Origin of the sequence: Coxiella endosymbiont of Ornithodoros maritimus (assembly GCF_907164965.1) — a bacterium.
In the GTDB taxonomy this organism is placed as follows: Bacteria; Pseudomonadota; Gammaproteobacteria; order Coxiellales; family Coxiellaceae; genus Coxiella.
On record NZ_CAJRAM010000021.1, the window covers coordinates 1 to 16007 of the forward strand.

Sequence of the window (16007 nt, forward strand, 5' to 3'; positions counted from 1 at the left end):
TCCTGGCTAAAAGGCTAAGAAAAGCACCATCGGTGTTTTTCTTAGCCTTTTAGCCGGAATTCTCGTGGCTTCGGCCGTGAAAGCCCTCGATTCTTTGTCTGTCGGTAGGCAGCCTACGCACGGAAACGACGGGGTTTTTTTGGAAATTAAGGCTAATAAAAAAACAACCTAGAATTGGAAGTTTCATATCAAGGATTGCCGCGCCCTTTTTACGCGTCTATCATTTTTTTCGCTTATTTTTATACCATTCGTAGGTTTCTAAAATTTTAGTGGTTGATAAAGCTTGGTCACCCATGGCTAACGGGTGTTCATTAATTTTTGAGAATGATTGAATTTCAACAAGACTATTGGTGTAAAATATTTCGTCGACCTCTAAAAGATCTTTTGGAGATAAAGTTTTTTATTTAATAGGTATGTCAGTTTTGGTGGCGATATCGATAACTATCTGGCGCACAATCCCGGGTAATAAACCATCCTCAATTTTTGGTGTAAATATTTTCTGATTAATAACAGCAAATAAGTTACCAACGCTCGTCTCAGTTACAGCACCTTTCATATTTAGCATAACCCCTTCAGCACATCCATTTTTTATGGCTTGTTGTCTAGTTAAAATAGGTTCTAAAAAATTAAGCGTTTTAAGTTGAGACAAGGGGAAATATTCGTTACGTCTAATATCAGTGATGCAAAGAGTTGGATAAATATTAGCTTGTTTTTTATAGAGAATACTCGTAATCAGTAAATTAGGAGGGGCAGCAGATGGAATGGTGATCCCTCTTTCCGAGCTTCCTCGAGTTAATGTGATTCGTACGGCTGCTTCGTCGAGTTTATTTATTTCTAATAGACTTTCGCACTGAGTTTTGAGTTGAAGCAAGGAAAAATTAAGCGGAATCAATAAGTTATTAGCCGAGGTCGCCAATCGGTTATAATGTTCAGCGGAAAAGAGTAACTTGCTCTTTTTGGTTTTGATGGTTTCAAATAATCCATCGCCAAACAAAAAACCTCAATCATTGGAATAGATGACGGGTATATCAGCAGAAAGAATTTTTTATTAAAAATAATTTTTATGCGTTTTATTAGTCAAAAAGTAGCAATTATACAAGAGACGAGAGATTAATTGCTACTTTTTATTGATTAATGCGTCATTTTTTGAATCACAGGATAGCTTGATGAGAACATTGCGCTCTCTGTAGACTTTGATTTTTCGTATTTATAATAAGGACCTTGGAGAGCTTCCGGTAAGCTGATGAAGCGATCTATGTTTTTGATAAAGCTTAATAATCTCTTCCAGAAAATAAGAATTTAGTACATTCATGTGGATGAGTAAAATTAATTTTATTGGTCTATCCAGCTTCTTTTTAGCTTTTCTTCGTACTCTAAGTGTTTGTGCCCATATGAAATTAAGATAGCGTTGACGAAAACTGTTCAAGTATAATTTTTGCTTCTGCCAGGGAATATTTAAAAATCTAAAATTAAGCTCAAAATCTTTCCATCCACTGTAACCGGTGCGGCAACGCAATTATGCAAAAATAAACATTTTCTAAATTCGTTGTATTTCGATCTTCCTGCCACTTCGGCAAGATAAGGGAAACGGTAGTATTTGGGAGTGGAAAGTAAGGTCGTTAAAATAGCATCGGCTTTTTGGACATCAGAAATACAGCAATCTATTGGCTTATGATTTAAACTTTTGTGAGAATAACTGTGATTCTCCAGAATGTTTTGCGCCCGTTTAAATGCAAGCAACCATTCCCACTGGGCTGGATCAATCAAACCGGCCGTTACAAAACCCGTGGTTGGTATGTGATATTGCTCAAGGGTGTTTAAAATTTTCACGAAGCGATTATGCTCGCGGCGACATTTGCCTGGATCACCGTGAATTCGGCCAACAAACGGGAGGTCATTAATGGTTAATGCGATCTCTTTAGCACAAAGAGCATTAAGGGGCAGTAGAAGAAAAATGATAAAGAGGAAGAAAAAACGCCTCTGGCGGCATTTCATAAAATAGCCTCCTTGCTAATTTTGTTTAAAAACTATAGAAGATGAAGTGTCTTTTTTCCAAAGCAAGGGTTTTAAGAATCAACAGGATCGGAGAGGTTTTTCGCTGCTATCGATATAAATGTCTTCTCTTTTATTTAGCAAACGCATGCAGGTAAGCCTTTTTAAGGGCCAGTTGTCTTCAAATAGCCGTTGATATTCCTCTTCCCAGCGCATAGGGCAAACACGTGGCTTTGTTTGTACGAACCGTTCATGACTAAGTTGGGCAAGGACGCGCCAGAGTGCTTGAGGTTCGATGCCGTAGTACAAGTGCGAGCAGGAGATGGGGCTGTAAGGTGTGTTGATAAACGGTATGCAGAATTTTGTAGCGTGCAACTTTTGGATGGCTTGTCAGTATGAGAGTTGGTGCGTCTTGAAGTAGTGTGAAATCTTATTGTTGAAGCGTAGGCGTGTGAATATAAATACCACCTAAATCACGATTAATGAATCGTGTTGGATGCTCTTCTTTGAAAACGATTAAGGTATTTTGTGTATGGGCTTCTAACACAATGCCATAAATTAAATAGAGATCCCAAAAATCATTCAAAGTGAGAGCTACATGGTGTAGGAAAAAATTTTTTGAGTGTGTATTACCTCAATCAAAATTGGTAATTTTAATAAAGGCGAAGGGCTAAAGAGGCAAGTCAAGGGAATAATCGTTTCCTTCTCGGAAGAAGGGATAAGGGGTTTTGTCTCATGAGTGCGCTTAAATGACGTTGCTCATCATCATAATGATTAGGAATTGATTGTACATGTACGCCAATTCTATCAATACAATCATAAATACTTTTAGAAAAATGGTTCTCTTTTGCAAAAATACGTTGTAGTAGGTTTCCAATCCGGGGCCTCATGCGACAAGTGCCCGGTGATATTTTTGGTGCCACGCTAGTGATGCGGATGCCGATAGGCACTTTGAGATGCGGTTTGGGCGTAGAAAAGCGAGGGATCAGAGTGCGAAATGATAGCGTAAGGACACGGTTAAGGAAACTGTATCAAATCAAAGAAGTTTATTATCTGAAATCAATCGACTAAACTTTTGAGGTAACACATTTTCAAATTGTCAGGGATGACAGAGTAAAAGCCAATAGTGTTGAGGATTGAGTTTTTGTTGTTGTAATTGGAAGCACCAATTAGGATAGATAGTAGGAAAGTGTTTTTCAAAAATGGTATTTATGTCTTTTTGGGAAGTCAAACTTTCATGCTGAGAGCAATTTTTGTGTAAAGTTAAGAAAGAAAATATTATAGCATGCTTGGAAATCGGGAGAATATTTGAGGCTTGCCTCACAGGATAATCCGATCCTATTTTTAGGAGTCGGATGTAAAGGATCACCAATAGAACCCTAAAGGATCACCAATAGAACCCCTTTTCTCTAAAAAAGCCAGATAATCAAATTTATTTTTGCTTGCTTCCAGTCAATTCCAAAAATTATCATAGCCTAAACTTTTTATCGACTGAGCTAATTCAGAACACCATTTGGGGTGGTAAACAAGGAAGAGGATAGTGTTTTCTATGCTGTTTATAAATTCATCGTGAAATAGCTGCCAGTAATCATCGGTTAACTTAAGTGTAACGTTAATTAACGGATAGAGTACATTTAAAACTGAGCCAGCATTATAAATTTCGGAAGCTGCTTTTTTTTGAAATAATTTTTTCTTTTAGACATAGTGACACTAATTTTTGTGCTGTCTTGGAAATGGATTTTTCAAGACAGGATTGAATTTCTTCAAGTGAGATATAATTCGGATCATTAAAACGCTGTGTCAACGCTTGTTGAAGTTTTTTGTCAGTATCAACTATCTGCATGGTAGGTTAGTTATTCAGTTTTAAATCAACCAAAACAGGTCCAAGCTTTTCCTTTTTTGGATCAATTAACGCGTAGGATAAAATAAAAAGCCGATCTCCGATTTCCCCCTTTCTAGCGGCGGGACCATTTAAGGCGAAGATATTGCTATTGCGTTTGCCGGGGATGACATAGGTTTCCAGCCGTTCGCCATTGTTGAGATTGACAACGTGCACTTGCTCATTGGCAGTGAGCTGCGCTTTTTCCATAATCACCTCGTCGATAGTAATGCTTCCTATGTAATTAAGCTCTTTGTGAGTAATCATAGCATAAGAAATTTTGGATTTTAAAACAGAAACTAACATTCTTAGTCCCCTATGTTAAAAATGTAAAATTCGATCAACTTGGGTTTCAATTTTAGTTTAATGAGTCTCTTGAATAGGCGGATGCTTTTATTTACTTATATTAAAAGCAAGTTATCCAATACTTACAAAACAAGATTGTCAATTAATCGGATATTCTCTATATATACAGCCGCAAAACGGCGATCGTTATAATCCTCCACATAGTCCACTTTAATGCCTTCGCGAATAAGCGCTTTTTTGATATCCTCACAAGAGGCACCTGAGTGAAAAATTTCAGAGAAACGTTGGGCTAATCTATATTGATTCTCTGTCAAGCGGCGGTTGCGCGAACTTAGAGGTAACCCAAATTCATCTCGTACAGTTTTGCAGCCGACGATTTCAGTATCTAGAAAAAAGGCTTGCGTTAAGCCTTTTACTAATCGCAATTGTTGATAGTCTTTTTCCCCAAAATAAGCGCGGGTTGGTTTTGTAAGAAGTAATAATTTCATTACTACCGTAAGCATGCCATCGAAGTGGTTGGGTCGAAATTCGGCTTCTTGGTTGTTGATAGTGGTATTCGTAATTTTATAAGTATAATGATCGGGGTAAAGCGCTTCGTTAGTCGGAGTTAAAACGTAATCGAGCCCGTTTTCTTTTGCCATGGCAATATCTTGGTCAAAGGTGCGCGGATAATTTTTAAAATCATTTTTATCATTGAATTGGGTAGGATTAACAAAGAGGCTTAATACCGTGATTTCATTTTCACATTTGGATCGCTCTAATAAACTCAGATGACCAGCATGCAAACTCCCCATTGTGGGCACAAAACCGATGGAAAAATCGTTCAGCGTTTCCCTAATTAATTGCCAATCGTTTAATGATTCAATCGCTTTAGTCATTGTTTTTCTCAGTAACCGTGTGTCTCATGATGAGGGTAAAGAGCGGTTTTTACTTCGTTATCAAAACTATTCAACGCTTCTTTTATAAGCTCAAAACCATTTAAAAATTTTTTAAGATATTTAGGCTTAAATTGGTCATTCATTCCGAGAAGATCTTGTAATACCAGTACCTGTCCCGAAGTTGCAGGACCGGCGCCAATTCCAATCGTGGGAATGGAAATCGAATCGGTTATTAATTCTGCTAATTCGCTTGCCAGGCATTCTAACACCACTGCAAAACAACCAGCTTTAGCCAATGTTTTCGCATCCGTCACTAATTTTTCAGCAGCCGATTGTTCTTTGCCTTGAACTTTAAAACCACCGAAAGCGTGGACAGATTGAGGAGTTAAACCAATGTGCCCCATGACTGGAATTCCCGATTTCACGACATGACGAATTAATTTTAAATTACTGTCATCGGCACCTTCTAGCTTAATTGCCTGCGCGCCCGATTGCATTAGCTTTTCAATTACATTCATGCTCATGGTTAAGTTTTTTCGATAAGAGCAAAAAGGCATATCGCCGATAATGAATTTATTGGGAGCGCCTTTTGAAACAGCTTGAACGTGTTGTGCGATCATATCGACTGTTGCTGGAAGAGTGGTTGCATGGCCATACATTACCATCGCTATACTGTCACCCACTAAAATGCAATCCACATTACTTTGCGAAATAATGTAAGCCGACCAATAGTCGTAACAAGTCACCATGCTGATTTTTTTATTGTCGTTTTTCATTCGTTGGAAATCAGGTGTATTCATGGGATCACCAATTATTTAAATGACTGCCTCTCCCGCCTTCGTGGGGAGAAGTAGTTTTTGCACAGGAAACAATAGTTGTTGAAGAGTAACTACAATTGAGGAGAAAAGCAAATATATAATAACAATCCTTACTACGCAGCCGACTCCGAATACACAGATTCTAGCGTATTCGCTTGATGTTTCTGCGTTGAAATTTCTGGAGGGCATGATTTCAGCGCGAGGTATAAAGCGATCAAACTAAAAAGCGCGATCACGATGAAATCCCATCCAAAGGGGATAATCGCAATGCCACCGCCGACCGAAACGAGATAAGAAATCAATGTCAGACCTCCGAGATAAACGACCAGCCATAAGCTGTATTTGAGGTGAATATTTCGCAGTCATCGTTATTTTCGTTTTTGAAAAACAATGAAAAAGAAAATGCCAATTAAAATAGCGATAAATAATTTTTTAATGATTTCCTAGTCGCACCAGAATAGCATTAAATTACAAACATAAAATGCTAAAGTAGATAATAAAATCCCTTGTGGCAGCTTAAAGGGGCGATTTGCGTTTGGCATTTGATAACGAAGTATAATCAACGAAATCGGTCCCATTCCATAAGAAATAACCACGGCCGAAACTAAAAAATTAATCATGCTTTACCAACCGGAAAGAACAAAAAATAAAATGAAACCTGTTAAGCCATTTAATGCAATGCACCAGGGGCGGGGATCGCTTTTTTATTGAGCCGCATAAAAAAGCTGGAAAATACGCATTTTTACTGATTCCATAGACAATGCGGGAAGTCGATATGGACATAAACCAGCGCCCCGCCTAGAAGCGAAATGACAGTATTTGCATAAATTATGCAGCTAAGCCAACCCAACCCCAATAAAGCCGCAATCCCGGAAAAAGGCCCGACATCGCCTTGGTAGGCTAACTGTGACCATCCTTTGCTTAAAGAGGGGCTATGAAAGGCGCCAATAAAGGCAAGTTGTAATAACAAATACAATAATAAACAAAACACGATCGAACCGATAATGGCGAGTGGAATTGCTTGCCTGGGATTTTTAGTTTCAGCGGCGAGCTCAACGCCGTGACGAAAGCCGGTAAAAGCAAACGCAATCCCGCCCATCGAAAGCGCGCTGACAATACCATGCCAACCAGAGGGAGCAAGCCGCCATAAGCAAAGAAATTTTTTCCATGGAAACCAACGGCTTATAAGTGTGATAGCGATTACCAGAATAATACAGATTTTAAAAACCGTCATTAAAACATTTCATCGAACAAAATGATTGACACTCACGATATTCAAGCAAGACAAAAAGAACATAAGCAACGTGGCTCCCACTAATCCTTCATGCGTCAACACGTGTTGATTGCCGTGAAGATAAGTGAGATGAGGAAAAAAGAAACTGCTGTATTGTAAGGTTGCCGGAACCTCAATTGGCGGCATAACAACACAAGAAAGCTAGGCAATCCAAACTCATCATAAAACCCGTGGCCATTCCGTGGCTGTATTGAGGTATTCGCGCAATGCCACCGGCGACAGGGAACATCGTGGATAACTCAGCAAATGTAAACGCCACTATTAATACCCTCACCGCCACCGACTAGCAACGAAACCAACGCTGCGCGGGTCCGGCTGTTTTTGCTGCAAAGTAAGGGCTAAACAACCACGCCGAACCGATCATGCCGTTAATTGAGATAAGTAGGATAATTAAGGGAATAAAAATCCGTTTTAGTTTCATATCGGCTTTCCAATAGACTAAGAAAGTTTAATAAATTCTTTATCGACTTGAAAAAATTATATTACTTTATCATGCAGGCTACATTGGCTTTTGTCTGGTGGAAATCCTCTAGGTACATTAAAATTTCACCCATGAACATCGCCGGTAAACGCAATCTTACGGATTCACCTTGCATCGGCATTTGCAGCGCCACGGCTTTAGGCGATGCTGTGTGCATTGGCTGTGGGCGTACATTTGATGAAGTATGCCGTTGGAATACGTTATCCGAGGAAGAAAAAATAGCCATTAACCACCGGTTGGCAGAAAAAAATAATCAGATATAATGAAATGAATATGGTTAAAAAATGTTAGAAATCAATCTATTAATTGAAAAACTTAATGAACTGAAGGCGCGCTCCGACACCTTGCGGGGGTATCTTTGACCTCGGTACGAAAGAAACCCGTCTTTTAGAAATTCAACGCGAGCTTGAAAATCCGGCTGTTTGGCAAGACCCTGAAAAAGCACAATCGTTAAGCCACGAGCGATCCGAATTAGAAGCGCTCATTCAGCAATCCGATATCATCGATCAGCGTATTAGAGACGCCATCGAAATGGCACAACTTAGCAAGCAAGAAAAAGAGGCGGATTTAATTACCGATTTAAATAAAGACTTCAAACAGCTTGAAAAAACAATCGCTAAAATGGAATTTCAGAGTATGTTTTCCGGTGAAATGGACTCAAGTAATGCTTATCTTGACATTCAGGCCGGCTCAGGTGGGACAGAAGCACAGGATTGGGCAGAAATGCTATTACGAATGTATTTGCGCTGGGGCGATAAACACGGCTTCACAACTACGCTAATGGAGGCTTCTCCTGGCGAAGTAGCTGGAATAAAAAGCGCAACTATCAAATTTACAGGCAGTTATGCGTATGGCTGGCTGCATAGCGAGACAGGTGTTCATCGACTAGTCCGTAAGTCTCCTTTTGATTCGAGTAACCGCCGTCATACTTCGTTTGCTTCGGTTTTTGTGTCACCCGAAATCAATGATGATATTGAAATTGAAATCAATCCAGCGGAATTACGCATCGACACTTATCGCGCTAGCGGCGCGGGAGGGCAGCACGTAAACCGGACGGATTCGGCAGTCCGCATCACGCATTTGCCCTCTGGAATTGTGGTCCAGTGTCAAAATGACCGATCACAGCATAAAAATAAAGCGCAAGCCATGAAACAGCTTCGGGCAAAGCTTTATGAGATGGAAATGATGAAACAACAGGAAAAACAAGCTTTGCTAGAAGCCTCTAAATCCGAAATCAGTTGGGGCAATCAAATTCGCTCGTACGTTTTAGACGCTTCCCGTGTAAAAGATTTGCGAACGGGTGTTGAAACCAGTAATACCCAGGCTGTGTTGGATGGCGATATCGATTTATTCATCGAGGCCTGTCTAAAACAAGGAGATTTTAATGACACTGCTCGATGAAAATGAAGTGGAATGGCGTTTTATTCGCGCCACCGGGCCTGGCGGTCAGAAAGTCAATAAAAAGCGACCGCGGCCCAACTTCGCTTTAACGTGCCCCAAATCTTCTTTACTCGAGGAAATAAAAGAAAGGCTCGTCCCCATAGCGGGAAATCGAATTAACACCGAAGGTGAGTTAGTTATCACCGGGTGACGTTACCGCACACAAAATCAAAATCGTCAAGATGACTTAGAACGTCTTATTCATTTTGTCAAACTTGCAGCTCAGAAGCCGAAGAAATGGAAAAAAACTAAGCCCACGCGTGGCGACCGTGAAAATGGCTAACTGACACAAACACAAGCGTGCGGAGACTAAACGGCGACGTCGTGGGATTGATGCCTAGTAGCTTGTATTTTACGATAAACGCCAAGAGTTTTTTTCGAGGCAAGCGTTCTCAGGGTGCGATTAAAAGTGTAGGTTTCCTACGCTGTCTCGCGAGCCCAGTAGCTAAGTAGCCCAATGAAAAAACGAAATACGGGGATGATAGGCGACATCATTGTTTTCCCGTGTTTTGCTTCGCTCATACGGGTTACCTGTTGAAAACCTCCACTTTTAATCGCATCCGTGTTCTCAAGGCCGCATGACAACAACCCCATGCTCAGTTATGATAAGGGCCTTTAATAGGCAGTGATATGGAATTAAAAGATCAAATCAAAGAAGAAAATGAACAAATCGCGCAGCGTAAATTAAAATTAAAGAAACGGCGTGAAGACGGTCAAGCTTACCCTAATGATTTTAAGCGCGATAGTTTAGCGGCTGATTTACGTGCTGTTTACGATCGATTCGACAGTGGTGCATTAACCGCAAAGGCTATCCGTGTCAAAATGGCAGGCCGGATGATGACCCGGCGGATTATGGGAAAAGCCAGTTTCGCCCATATCCAAGACATGAAAGGGCGTATGCAAATTTATGTCACGCGTGATAGTCTCCCTAAAGACGTCTACTCAGACTTTAAATCCTGGGATTTGGGAGACATCATCGGTGTCGAAGGGGAACTTTTTAAAACAAAAACAGAGGAGTTGTCGGTTAAAGTAGATCAGATTCGTTTATTAACAAAAGCACTGCGACCAATGCCCGATAAGTTTCACAGGCTTCATGATCAAGAACAGCGGTTCCGTCAACGTTATCTTGATTTAATTGTCAACGAATCATCTCGTCATTTATTTCAAACTCGCTCGCAAGTTATCGCGCAAATCCGCCGCTTTCTTGACGATCGTGGCTACATTGAAGTTGAAACGCCGATGATGCATTCGTTACCTGGAGGCGCTTCTGCACGTCCCTTTGAAACGCATCATAATGCGATGAATATGGATTTATTTTTGCGAATTGCTCCTGAGCTTTATTTAAAAAGATTAGTCGTCGGTGGCTTTGAAAAAGTGTACGAAATTAACCGTAACTTTCGCAATGAAGGTATTTCAACACGCCATAATCCCGAATTCACGATGCTCGAGTTTTATCAAGCGTACGCGACTTATGAAGATATGATGATACTTACCGAATCGATGATTCGCCACCTCGCTGAAAAAATTTTTGGCGTTATGGAAATAAAATATCAGGGGGTGAGGATTAATTTGAATAAACCTTTTGCGCGTTTATCTCTGCGCGATGCGATTTTACAATTTAATCCTGAAATAACGCCCGACCAAATTGATCACCTCGAAACGGCGAGCGAACTAGCACATAAATATGAAATTGCTATCCCCGCTCATTACGGATTAGGGAAAATCCAAGCGGAATTGTTTGAAAAACTCGTAGAAGAAAAGTTGCAACAACCAATTTTTATAACTCATTTTCCAAAAGAAGTGTCGCCCTTATCCCGAGCGAATGACGAAAATGACTTTATCACTGATCGTTTTGAGTTTTATGTGGGCGGCCGCGAAATTGCTAACGGATTTTCCGAGCTAAATGATCCCGAAGATCAAGCCGTTCGCTTTCGCGAGCAATTAAAAGCACAAAATGCCGGGGATTTGGAAGCAATGAGTTTCGATGAAGATTACATCACCGCACTAGAATACGGACTTCCCCCGACAGCAGGAGAAGGCATCGGTATCGATCGCTTAGTGATGTTTTTCACCAATAACGCTTCCATCCGCGATGTCATTTTGTTCCCCTTATTGCGCTCGAAATGAAAGCGCTCTGTTATTCTCCGCGACGAGCTGTATATTTTTCAATGGCAGCCGACTAAACGCGATATCTCCATTTTCAATCGCAACATCCTGAATCACGGCTAATAGCTCATATCCAATGTTTTTACGAGCGGCCTCAACAACCACCCCCATCGTTTGATCATTTTGATTTTTTAATTCATCGCCGGGAGTTGCTGGAGTCTCACTATCCACCAAGGCTCGATAAAGGTGGCGTTTTAATTTACCCAGATGCTCCGTGCGAGCAATAACTTCCTGTCCGATATAACACCCTTTAGTAAAACTAATCCCCCCCCATTTTTGTAAATTAATCATCTGCGGGATTAATTTTCCACTCGTCTGCGGGTATACCCACACAAGGCCGGCCCTAACATTCAAAGAACGCCAGTGATTTTCGTCCAATTCTTTAAGCGTTATTTCTGGAAGAGGGTAAGCTTCTGCTTCATTGACAGCCAGTAATTCGAGCTTTGAAAAAACAGCATATTTTTTCAAATGCGTAACGGCGATGGATATCATGGATTTTGGAAGTAAAAAATAATAATCTTTGTTTTTTTGAAAAACAAAAAAATTCGCTACCATCCGCCCTTTAGGGTCACAACAAGCGCCCAAGACTCCTTGCGTTTCATTAATTTCGCGCACGTCACAAGTTAGCTGGCCTTGGAGAAAGGTAGCTGCGCTTTCTCCTTTAACAGAGATAAAGCCGAAGTGATTAATCGCAATAGTAATGGGTTGCATAAGGTTCTGTTTGTGAAATCGTTGTGCTCATTATAATCCTATTGCTTTTTAACCGAAAAGCATTATCATGCCAGCTCGAAGATTTAATGATTAAAGATTAACCACCATGAAAGCCGCCAGCACAGCCAATTCAACAACTTTGGGTTCACCTCTTCAGCGAGAGCCTCGGGCGGTCTTGGCGTGGTTGATGTGGGGAGCAACGGCGTTATTTGTGCTGTTTCAGTTCTTTTTACAGCTGTCCTCGGGTGAGATCGTTGACGGTTTAATGAAAAGCTTTTCCCTAAGCGCTTTTGGCGCTGGGGTTTTAGCGAGCACTTATTATTACGTTTACGTAGCTTTGCAAGTCCCGGCGGGGGTGATGATCGATCGTTTCGGCCCTCGGCGGTTATTGACGATGGGGGCCCTGATCTGTGCATTGGGCTGTTTTCTATTTGGTTCTTCTCATTTTTTATCGGTGGTGATAGTCGGTCGCCTATTAATCGGGACAGGTGCTGCATTTGCTTTTGTCGGTTCGCTAAATGTAATTGGAAAATGCTTTAGGGCGGATCAATTTGCCTTCATGGCGGCGATTGCTGAAACCATGGGGATAAGCGGCACGATTATTGGCGGTTTTTTCCTAGCGGATTGGGTTCAACGGATGGGATGGCATCATTCGATGATAGCGGCTGCAGGCATTGCGGCTGTTATTAGTGGCTTGATTTGGTTGATCGTTCGGGATTGCCCATCTGGAGCAATACCTACTATACCCGTTCAATCTGCAAAAATGTTGTGTTGTGATTTTTATCTTTTGATCAAAAATCCTAAGGCTTGGATTAATGGCGTCTATTCGGGCCTGATGTTTTCCATTGTCACCGTGTTTGTGGCGTTGTGGGCCATCCCCTATATGGAATTAACTCATCACCTTAGCTTATTAACGGCGAGTATGGTCTGTAATCTTGTTTTTATTGGGATTGGAGTCGCGGGACCTGTTATTGCCCGTTTGGATCGCCGAATGCCGCTCCGGCGGCCGCTGCTGATAACGTGTTCATTTATTTCTGCGGCCTTAATGATGATCGTGATTTACGTGCCTCATTTGACTTTGATGGTGATAATGGGCTTAATGATATTGTTGGGCGTTTTTGCGAGCAGTTACGTGTTGACATTTAGTATTGCTAATGAAATTGTTCCCCCGCATATGCGGGGGACCAGTTTAGGTTTTACGAACGCTCTTTCAGTAGGCACAGCTCCCTTGTTGCAGCCGCTTGTGGGCTTGATCCTACATTTAAGCACTCGGCATTCGACGGACACTGAATATTATGCTATTCACGATTATCAAATGGCCTTAATCATTTTACCCCTTTTGACTTTGGTCGCCGGCATTTTAGCAATGTGGATGCCGAATCGGAAGCTTACATAGTCTTTGCAATTCTCCGAGTTTATTGATTTCTTCTGATACGGTAATATTTAACCAGAAGGAAACCCTATGGACAGATTGATATCTTTCAACACTTTTCTTTGGGTTATATGCTCTAAAATCGCTACCGCTCTTCCCAAAATAGCGGGTGGGATCGTCGTTTTCTTAGCCTCCTGGATTATTGCTCTGATTGCCCGCTCTCTTATCCGCTATGTTTTTTCGCGCACCCGTTTGAAGCAACGCCATTTGCTAAGATTATTAGATCAAGTGGGGTATCTCACCGTGCTCATTTTTGGAGGTATCACCACGGCGCTTGGTACGATGGGTATCAATGTCACCGCTTTGGTAGCGGGTCTTGGATTAATGGGTTTTACGGTAGGGTTTGCTTTAAAAGATGTTCTTTCGAGCGTGTTTTCTGGTTTTTTGATTTTGTTTTACGAGCCGTTTCAAATAAATGATCGAATTACGATTAGCAACATTCCTGGGAAAGTGATCGATATCAACCTTCGTTATACGGTTTTACAGGAAGAAAACAAGCGCATCATGATCCCCAATTCAACGGTGCTGATAAACATCGTGACGAAAGAGGATTAAGGGTTGTTACCGGAAGCTACCATCTTGCGGCGATTAAGATACCCTTCGTCATTCCCGCGGGGACGCCTAGGCGTCAACTTAAGCATAAACCCCTAATGGCTGTAAAGTTGATGCTTCTCTTTCATTCACCTTGTTCCTTTCAAAGCTTCTTAACACAAGGGGCCTCTATCATTACCCACCCGTGGTGAAGCGTGAAAAACTTAAAAACCCGTCGTCCTTCCGCGGGGGTATCTGCTGTATTAATTGAAGCATACAAAACCTTCACGGCCGAGTCGGGAGAATTCCGGCTAAAAGGCTAAGAAAAACACCGATGGTGCTTTTCTTAGCCTTTTAGCCGGAATTCTCGTGATTTCACTCCCTTAAGTTGACGCCTAGGTGGCTGCGGGGGGGTGCCGGGCTTTAAATTTTTAGTCTTTACCGCGGGTGGTTGGTGGTGGGTAATGATAGTTTCCTTCCTTATAAGCTAATAATTTCTTATCCTGCGGCCATAAGCATAGATATCGTCAATGTCTTTTCAACAGAAAAATCTTCATTACAATTTTTGTTAACTGACGATGCGGTTTTTGGGGTCCAAAAGGCATACCAATTACACTGGGCGATGATAACCTCTTTAATAGAGATAACCATTTTTACACCGATGATTTAAAACCTCATTAGAAGTTTTTGGCAAGAGGCTTTCATTCTCTAAAAGGTGCGCTGTTTCTTTTAACAATAATCGAGTTTTAAATCGAGTTTTTTTAAACTCACGACGCTTATCTCTTTTGACAGGCTTTTAACAGCTTTTCAGTACATATTTTCTACCCTTTCAACGATTGGGTTAATGACATTTTTGACGTCATCATTTAACTTACCCGATCCTGATAATGATGATATGCGTTGATCAAGTTCGGTTATTAATTGTTTCATTGTTACTGCTTCTGCTTCCTTTGTCGCCATTTCTCGTCTAGAGCTTAGCGATTTCGCTGCTATATTATGTCTCAGCAGAACGGTTATGGAAATAGGTTGAGGTGCTTGAATAAAAGCTATTGAAATTGGGATTTGTATGTTGTATGGACCAAGCGGTGTTTGAAAAGTCACCGTTTTCATCACTGGGCGATCTAAGCGAAAAAAAGCATCATGAACAGTGTAGAAAGAATACTTAAACCCGCTCCGGTAAACATCGTAGTTATATTTGGTGGCTTCATTAGAAAAACAACTGCAAGGGTTATAAGGATAACATTTAAACGATGCTTACCGTTATAAGAAAAAGAAATGTGAGTCGTCTTCAGCCATAAGGTAGCTTTAGAAATTTTGTAATTAAGAAATTCTGTTTGGCCAAAACGCTCCGCTAGTGGTGGCCTATACGCCTTTATTTCTAATTGATTTTGTTCAATTTTTTGTTCTTGATACTTCTTTGCTTCTTTTTCCTCATAAGGTTTGATAGTTTCTGCTAATTCAGGGCACCATTGCTCAATTGATCTTAGCGTCCAATCAATAGCAATTTCATGCTGATATAAAATGCCGATGTCTGTTTGGCTCAATTTGTTTTTTTGAAAGCCCAGAAATTTAGAAGATTGTATATGAAAGGTCAATTCGTTGATGGCAGTGTAGAGTGTTTTTAAATTCCAATACCACTTCATTATTTCATTTATATCTTTTTTTAATTTTTCTCGGGCTTCGTTAGTAAGGTTAAGGGTATTATTCGCCTGATTTTTTGAAAAAATTGTCTGCTGTAAAATTGTCACCAATCCGTTTAGACTCTGTACATTAGAGTCAGTCGACTAATTAATCGGCCTAGTTCGGTTTGTTTACTGTTATTAGAAGCTATAATTGGTTTGGTTCTCATTGTTGCTAGCTTTGGTTTATCTGGCAATACACTAACAGAATGATTTTAAGTCTTTATTAAATAGAAAAATCTTTTTGAGCTGGGGTGAGAAAAACTCCGAGCTTGAGCAAAAAGCGACACTCTAAACAAATAAACTTAATTAAATATTAATTTTCCTGATTCCTTGAGATACTTACTCTATACATGACGAAAGCAGTTCAGTTGATGAAATAGTGAGAAAAGCTGCTGAG

19 protein-coding genes and 5 pseudogenes are annotated in these 16007 nt (G+C 40.7%); 7 read left to right on the forward strand and 17 right to left on the reverse strand.

The window, feature by feature from the left end; translation table 11 throughout:
- Window positions 1-220: 220 nt before the first annotated feature.
- The 14 genes and pseudogenes from OWO34_RS01875 to OWO34_RS01935 all read right to left on the reverse strand — a co-directional run bounded on the left by OWO34_RS01875 (window position 221) and on the right by OWO34_RS01935 (window position 7588).
- A pseudogene (locus OWO34_RS01875) lies at window positions 221-1065 on the reverse strand (aminodeoxychorismate lyase).
- A gap of 66 nt (window positions 1066-1131) precedes the next feature.
- A pseudogene (locus OWO34_RS01880) lies at window positions 1132-1995 on the reverse strand (polysaccharide deacetylase family protein).
- A 427-nt stretch (window positions 1996-2422) separates the two neighbouring features.
- The gene (locus OWO34_RS01885) at window positions 2423-2578 is read right to left on the reverse strand and encodes an IucA/IucC family C-terminal-domain containing protein (protein ID WP_267256364.1); all 156 of its coding nucleotides are present in this window, start codon (window positions 2576-2578) and stop codon (window positions 2423-2425) included.
- 97 nt (window positions 2579-2675) lie between these two features.
- Window positions 2676-2942, reverse strand: a complete 267-nt coding sequence (locus OWO34_RS01890) for an IucA/IucC family protein (protein WP_267256365.1) — start codon at window positions 2940-2942, stop codon at window positions 2676-2678.
- Between the two features lie 285 nt (window positions 2943-3227).
- Entirely contained in the window at window positions 3228-3365 is a 138-nt protein-coding gene (locus OWO34_RS09490) for an IucA/IucC family protein (protein WP_323808258.1), read from the reverse strand.
- A 476-nt stretch (window positions 3366-3841) separates the two neighbouring features.
- Window positions 3842-4177, reverse strand: a complete 336-nt coding sequence (gene panD / locus OWO34_RS01895) for an aspartate 1-decarboxylase (protein WP_267256366.1) — start codon at window positions 4175-4177, stop codon at window positions 3842-3844.
- Between the two features lie 122 nt (window positions 4178-4299).
- The gene (locus tag OWO34_RS01900) at window positions 4300-5055 is read right to left on the reverse strand and encodes a pantoate--beta-alanine ligase (RefSeq protein WP_267256367.1); all 756 of its coding nucleotides are present in this window, start codon (window positions 5053-5055) and stop codon (window positions 4300-4302) included.
- Between the two features lie 8 nt (window positions 5056-5063).
- A complete protein-coding gene (gene panB / locus OWO34_RS01905) occupies window positions 5064-5855 on the reverse strand; it encodes a 3-methyl-2-oxobutanoate hydroxymethyltransferase (protein ID WP_267256368.1) in 792 nt (263 codons plus the stop codon).
- Window positions 5856-5986: 131 nt separating this feature from the next.
- Window positions 5987-6175: a hypothetical protein gene (locus OWO34_RS01910; protein WP_267256369.1), complete on the reverse strand. Its 189-nt coding sequence runs from the start codon at window positions 6173-6175 to the stop codon at window positions 5987-5989.
- Between the two features lie 141 nt (window positions 6176-6316).
- Window positions 6317-6493 carry a hypothetical protein gene (locus tag OWO34_RS01915; RefSeq protein ID WP_267256370.1) on the reverse strand — a complete coding sequence of 59 codons (177 nt, stop codon included), beginning with the start codon at window positions 6491-6493 and terminating at the stop codon, window positions 6317-6319.
- 122 nt (window positions 6494-6615) lie between these two features.
- Window positions 6616-7107 (reverse strand): amino acid permease, encoded by a 492-nt coding sequence (locus tag OWO34_RS01920; protein ID WP_267256371.1) that lies wholly within the window; start codon window positions 7105-7107, stop codon window positions 6616-6618.
- Window positions 7108-7116: 9 nt separating this feature from the next.
- The gene (locus tag OWO34_RS01925; protein WP_267256372.1) at window positions 7117-7293 is read right to left on the reverse strand and encodes a hypothetical protein; all 177 of its coding nucleotides are present in this window, start codon (window positions 7291-7293) and stop codon (window positions 7117-7119) included.
- A complete protein-coding gene (locus OWO34_RS01930; RefSeq protein ID WP_267256373.1) occupies window positions 7280-7441 on the reverse strand; it encodes a hypothetical protein in 162 nt (53 codons plus the stop codon). Before OWO34_RS01930 ends, OWO34_RS01925 begins: the two co-directional genes overlap by 14 nt.
- 9 nt (window positions 7442-7450) lie before the next feature.
- The gene (locus OWO34_RS01935; RefSeq protein ID WP_267256374.1) at window positions 7451-7588 is read right to left on the reverse strand and encodes a hypothetical protein; all 138 of its coding nucleotides are present in this window, start codon (window positions 7586-7588) and stop codon (window positions 7451-7453) included.
- A 71-nt stretch (window positions 7589-7659) separates the two neighbouring features.
- On the opposite strand from OWO34_RS01935, the gene OWO34_RS01940 reads away from it, so the two are divergent.
- The 4 genes and pseudogenes from OWO34_RS01940 (at window position 7660) to lysS (ending at window position 11215) form a co-directional block, all read left to right on the forward strand.
- The gene (locus tag OWO34_RS01940; RefSeq protein ID WP_267256375.1) at window positions 7660-7911 is read left to right on the forward strand and encodes a DUF1289 domain-containing protein; all 252 of its coding nucleotides are present in this window, start codon (window positions 7660-7662) and stop codon (window positions 7909-7911) included.
- A gap of 21 nt (window positions 7912-7932) precedes the next feature.
- Window positions 7933-9049 (forward strand): peptide chain release factor 2 gene (gene prfB, locus OWO34_RS01945; protein ID WP_267256376.1). Its coding sequence is split into 2 segments (ribosomal slippage): window positions 7933-8007 and window positions 8009-9049, totalling 1116 coding nucleotides; the frame shifts between segments, so codons are not numbered across the junction.
- Window positions 9033-9429, forward strand: a pseudogene (arfB, locus tag OWO34_RS01950) (alternative ribosome rescue aminoacyl-tRNA hydrolase ArfB). The gene prfB and the pseudogene arfB overlap by 17 nt, the downstream one beginning before the upstream one ends.
- Window positions 9430-9718: 289 nt before the next feature.
- On the forward strand, window positions 9719-11215 hold the full coding sequence (gene lysS / locus OWO34_RS01960; protein ID WP_267256378.1) for a lysine--tRNA ligase: 1497 nt from the start codon (window positions 9719-9721) through the stop codon (window positions 11213-11215).
- On the opposite strand, the pseudogene ygfZ reads toward lysS, so the two are convergent.
- Window positions 11184-11965 (reverse strand): annotated as a pseudogene (ygfZ, locus tag OWO34_RS01965) (CAF17-like 4Fe-4S cluster assembly/insertion protein YgfZ). The gene lysS and the pseudogene ygfZ overlap by 32 nt on opposite strands.
- A gap of 106 nt (window positions 11966-12071) precedes the next feature.
- Here ygfZ and OWO34_RS01970 point away from each other — a divergent pair.
- The 3 genes from OWO34_RS01970 (at window position 12072) to OWO34_RS01980 (ending at window position 14598) form a co-directional block, all read left to right on the forward strand.
- On the forward strand, window positions 12072-13361 hold the full coding sequence (locus OWO34_RS01970) for an MFS transporter (RefSeq protein ID WP_267256379.1): 1290 nt from the start codon (window positions 12072-12074) through the stop codon (window positions 13359-13361).
- A gap of 66 nt (window positions 13362-13427) precedes the next feature.
- Entirely contained in the window at window positions 13428-13952 is a 525-nt protein-coding gene (locus OWO34_RS01975) for a mechanosensitive ion channel family protein (RefSeq protein WP_267256380.1), read from the forward strand.
- A 433-nt stretch (window positions 13953-14385) separates the two neighbouring features.
- Window positions 14386-14598 carry a hypothetical protein gene (locus tag OWO34_RS01980; protein WP_267256381.1) on the forward strand — a complete coding sequence of 71 codons (213 nt, stop codon included), beginning with the start codon at window positions 14386-14388 and terminating at the stop codon, window positions 14596-14598.
- Between the two features lie 137 nt (window positions 14599-14735).
- Here the strand turns inward: OWO34_RS01980 and OWO34_RS01985 are convergent, their stop codons facing one another.
- Together OWO34_RS01985 and OWO34_RS01990 are read right to left on the reverse strand one after the other, a co-directional pair.
- Window positions 14736-15038 carry a hypothetical protein gene (locus OWO34_RS01985; protein WP_267256382.1) on the reverse strand — a complete coding sequence of 101 codons (303 nt, stop codon included), beginning with the start codon at window positions 15036-15038 and terminating at the stop codon, window positions 14736-14738.
- Window positions 15039-15049: 11 nt separating this feature from the next.
- Window positions 15050-15804 (reverse strand): annotated as a pseudogene (locus OWO34_RS01990) (hypothetical protein).
- Window positions 15805-16007: the final 203 nt, after the last annotated feature.

Coding starts and splice junctions, on each gene's coding strand:
- panD (WP_267256366.1), bottom strand. CDS start 4,177: ATGTTAGTTTCTGTTTTAAAATCCAAAATTTCTTATGCTATGATTACT.
- OWO34_RS01900 (WP_267256367.1), bottom strand. CDS start 5,055: ATGACTAAAGCGATTGAATCATTAAACGATTGGCAATTAATTAGGGAA.
- panB (WP_267256368.1), bottom strand. CDS start 5,855: ATGAATACACCTGATTTCCAACGAATGAAAAACGACAATAAAAAAATC.
- OWO34_RS01915 (WP_267256370.1), bottom strand. CDS start 6,493: ATGATTAATTTTTTAGTTTCGGCCGTGGTTATTTCTTATGGAATGGGA.
- OWO34_RS01920 (WP_267256371.1), bottom strand. CDS start 7,107: ATGACGGTTTTTAAAATCTGTATTATTCTGGTAATCGCTATCACACTT.
- OWO34_RS01925 (WP_267256372.1), bottom strand. CDS start 7,293: ATGCCGCCAATTGAGGTTCCGGCAACCTTACAATACAGCAGTTTCTTT.
- OWO34_RS01935 (WP_267256374.1), bottom strand. CDS start 7,588: ATGAAACTAAAACGGATTTTTATTCCCTTAATTATCCTACTTATCTCA.
- OWO34_RS01940 (WP_267256375.1), top strand. CDS start 7,660: ATGCAGGCTACATTGGCTTTTGTCTGGTGGAAATCCTCTAGGTACATT.
- lysS (WP_267256378.1), top strand. CDS start 9,719: ATGGAATTAAAAGATCAAATCAAAGAAGAAAATGAACAAATCGCGCAG.
- OWO34_RS01970 (WP_267256379.1), top strand. CDS start 12,072: ATGAAAGCCGCCAGCACAGCCAATTCAACAACTTTGGGTTCACCTCTT.
- OWO34_RS01975 (WP_267256380.1), top strand. CDS start 13,428: ATGGACAGATTGATATCTTTCAACACTTTTCTTTGGGTTATATGCTCT.
- OWO34_RS01985 (WP_267256382.1), bottom strand. CDS start 15,038: ATGAAAACGGTGACTTTTCAAACACCGCTTGGTCCATACAACATACAA.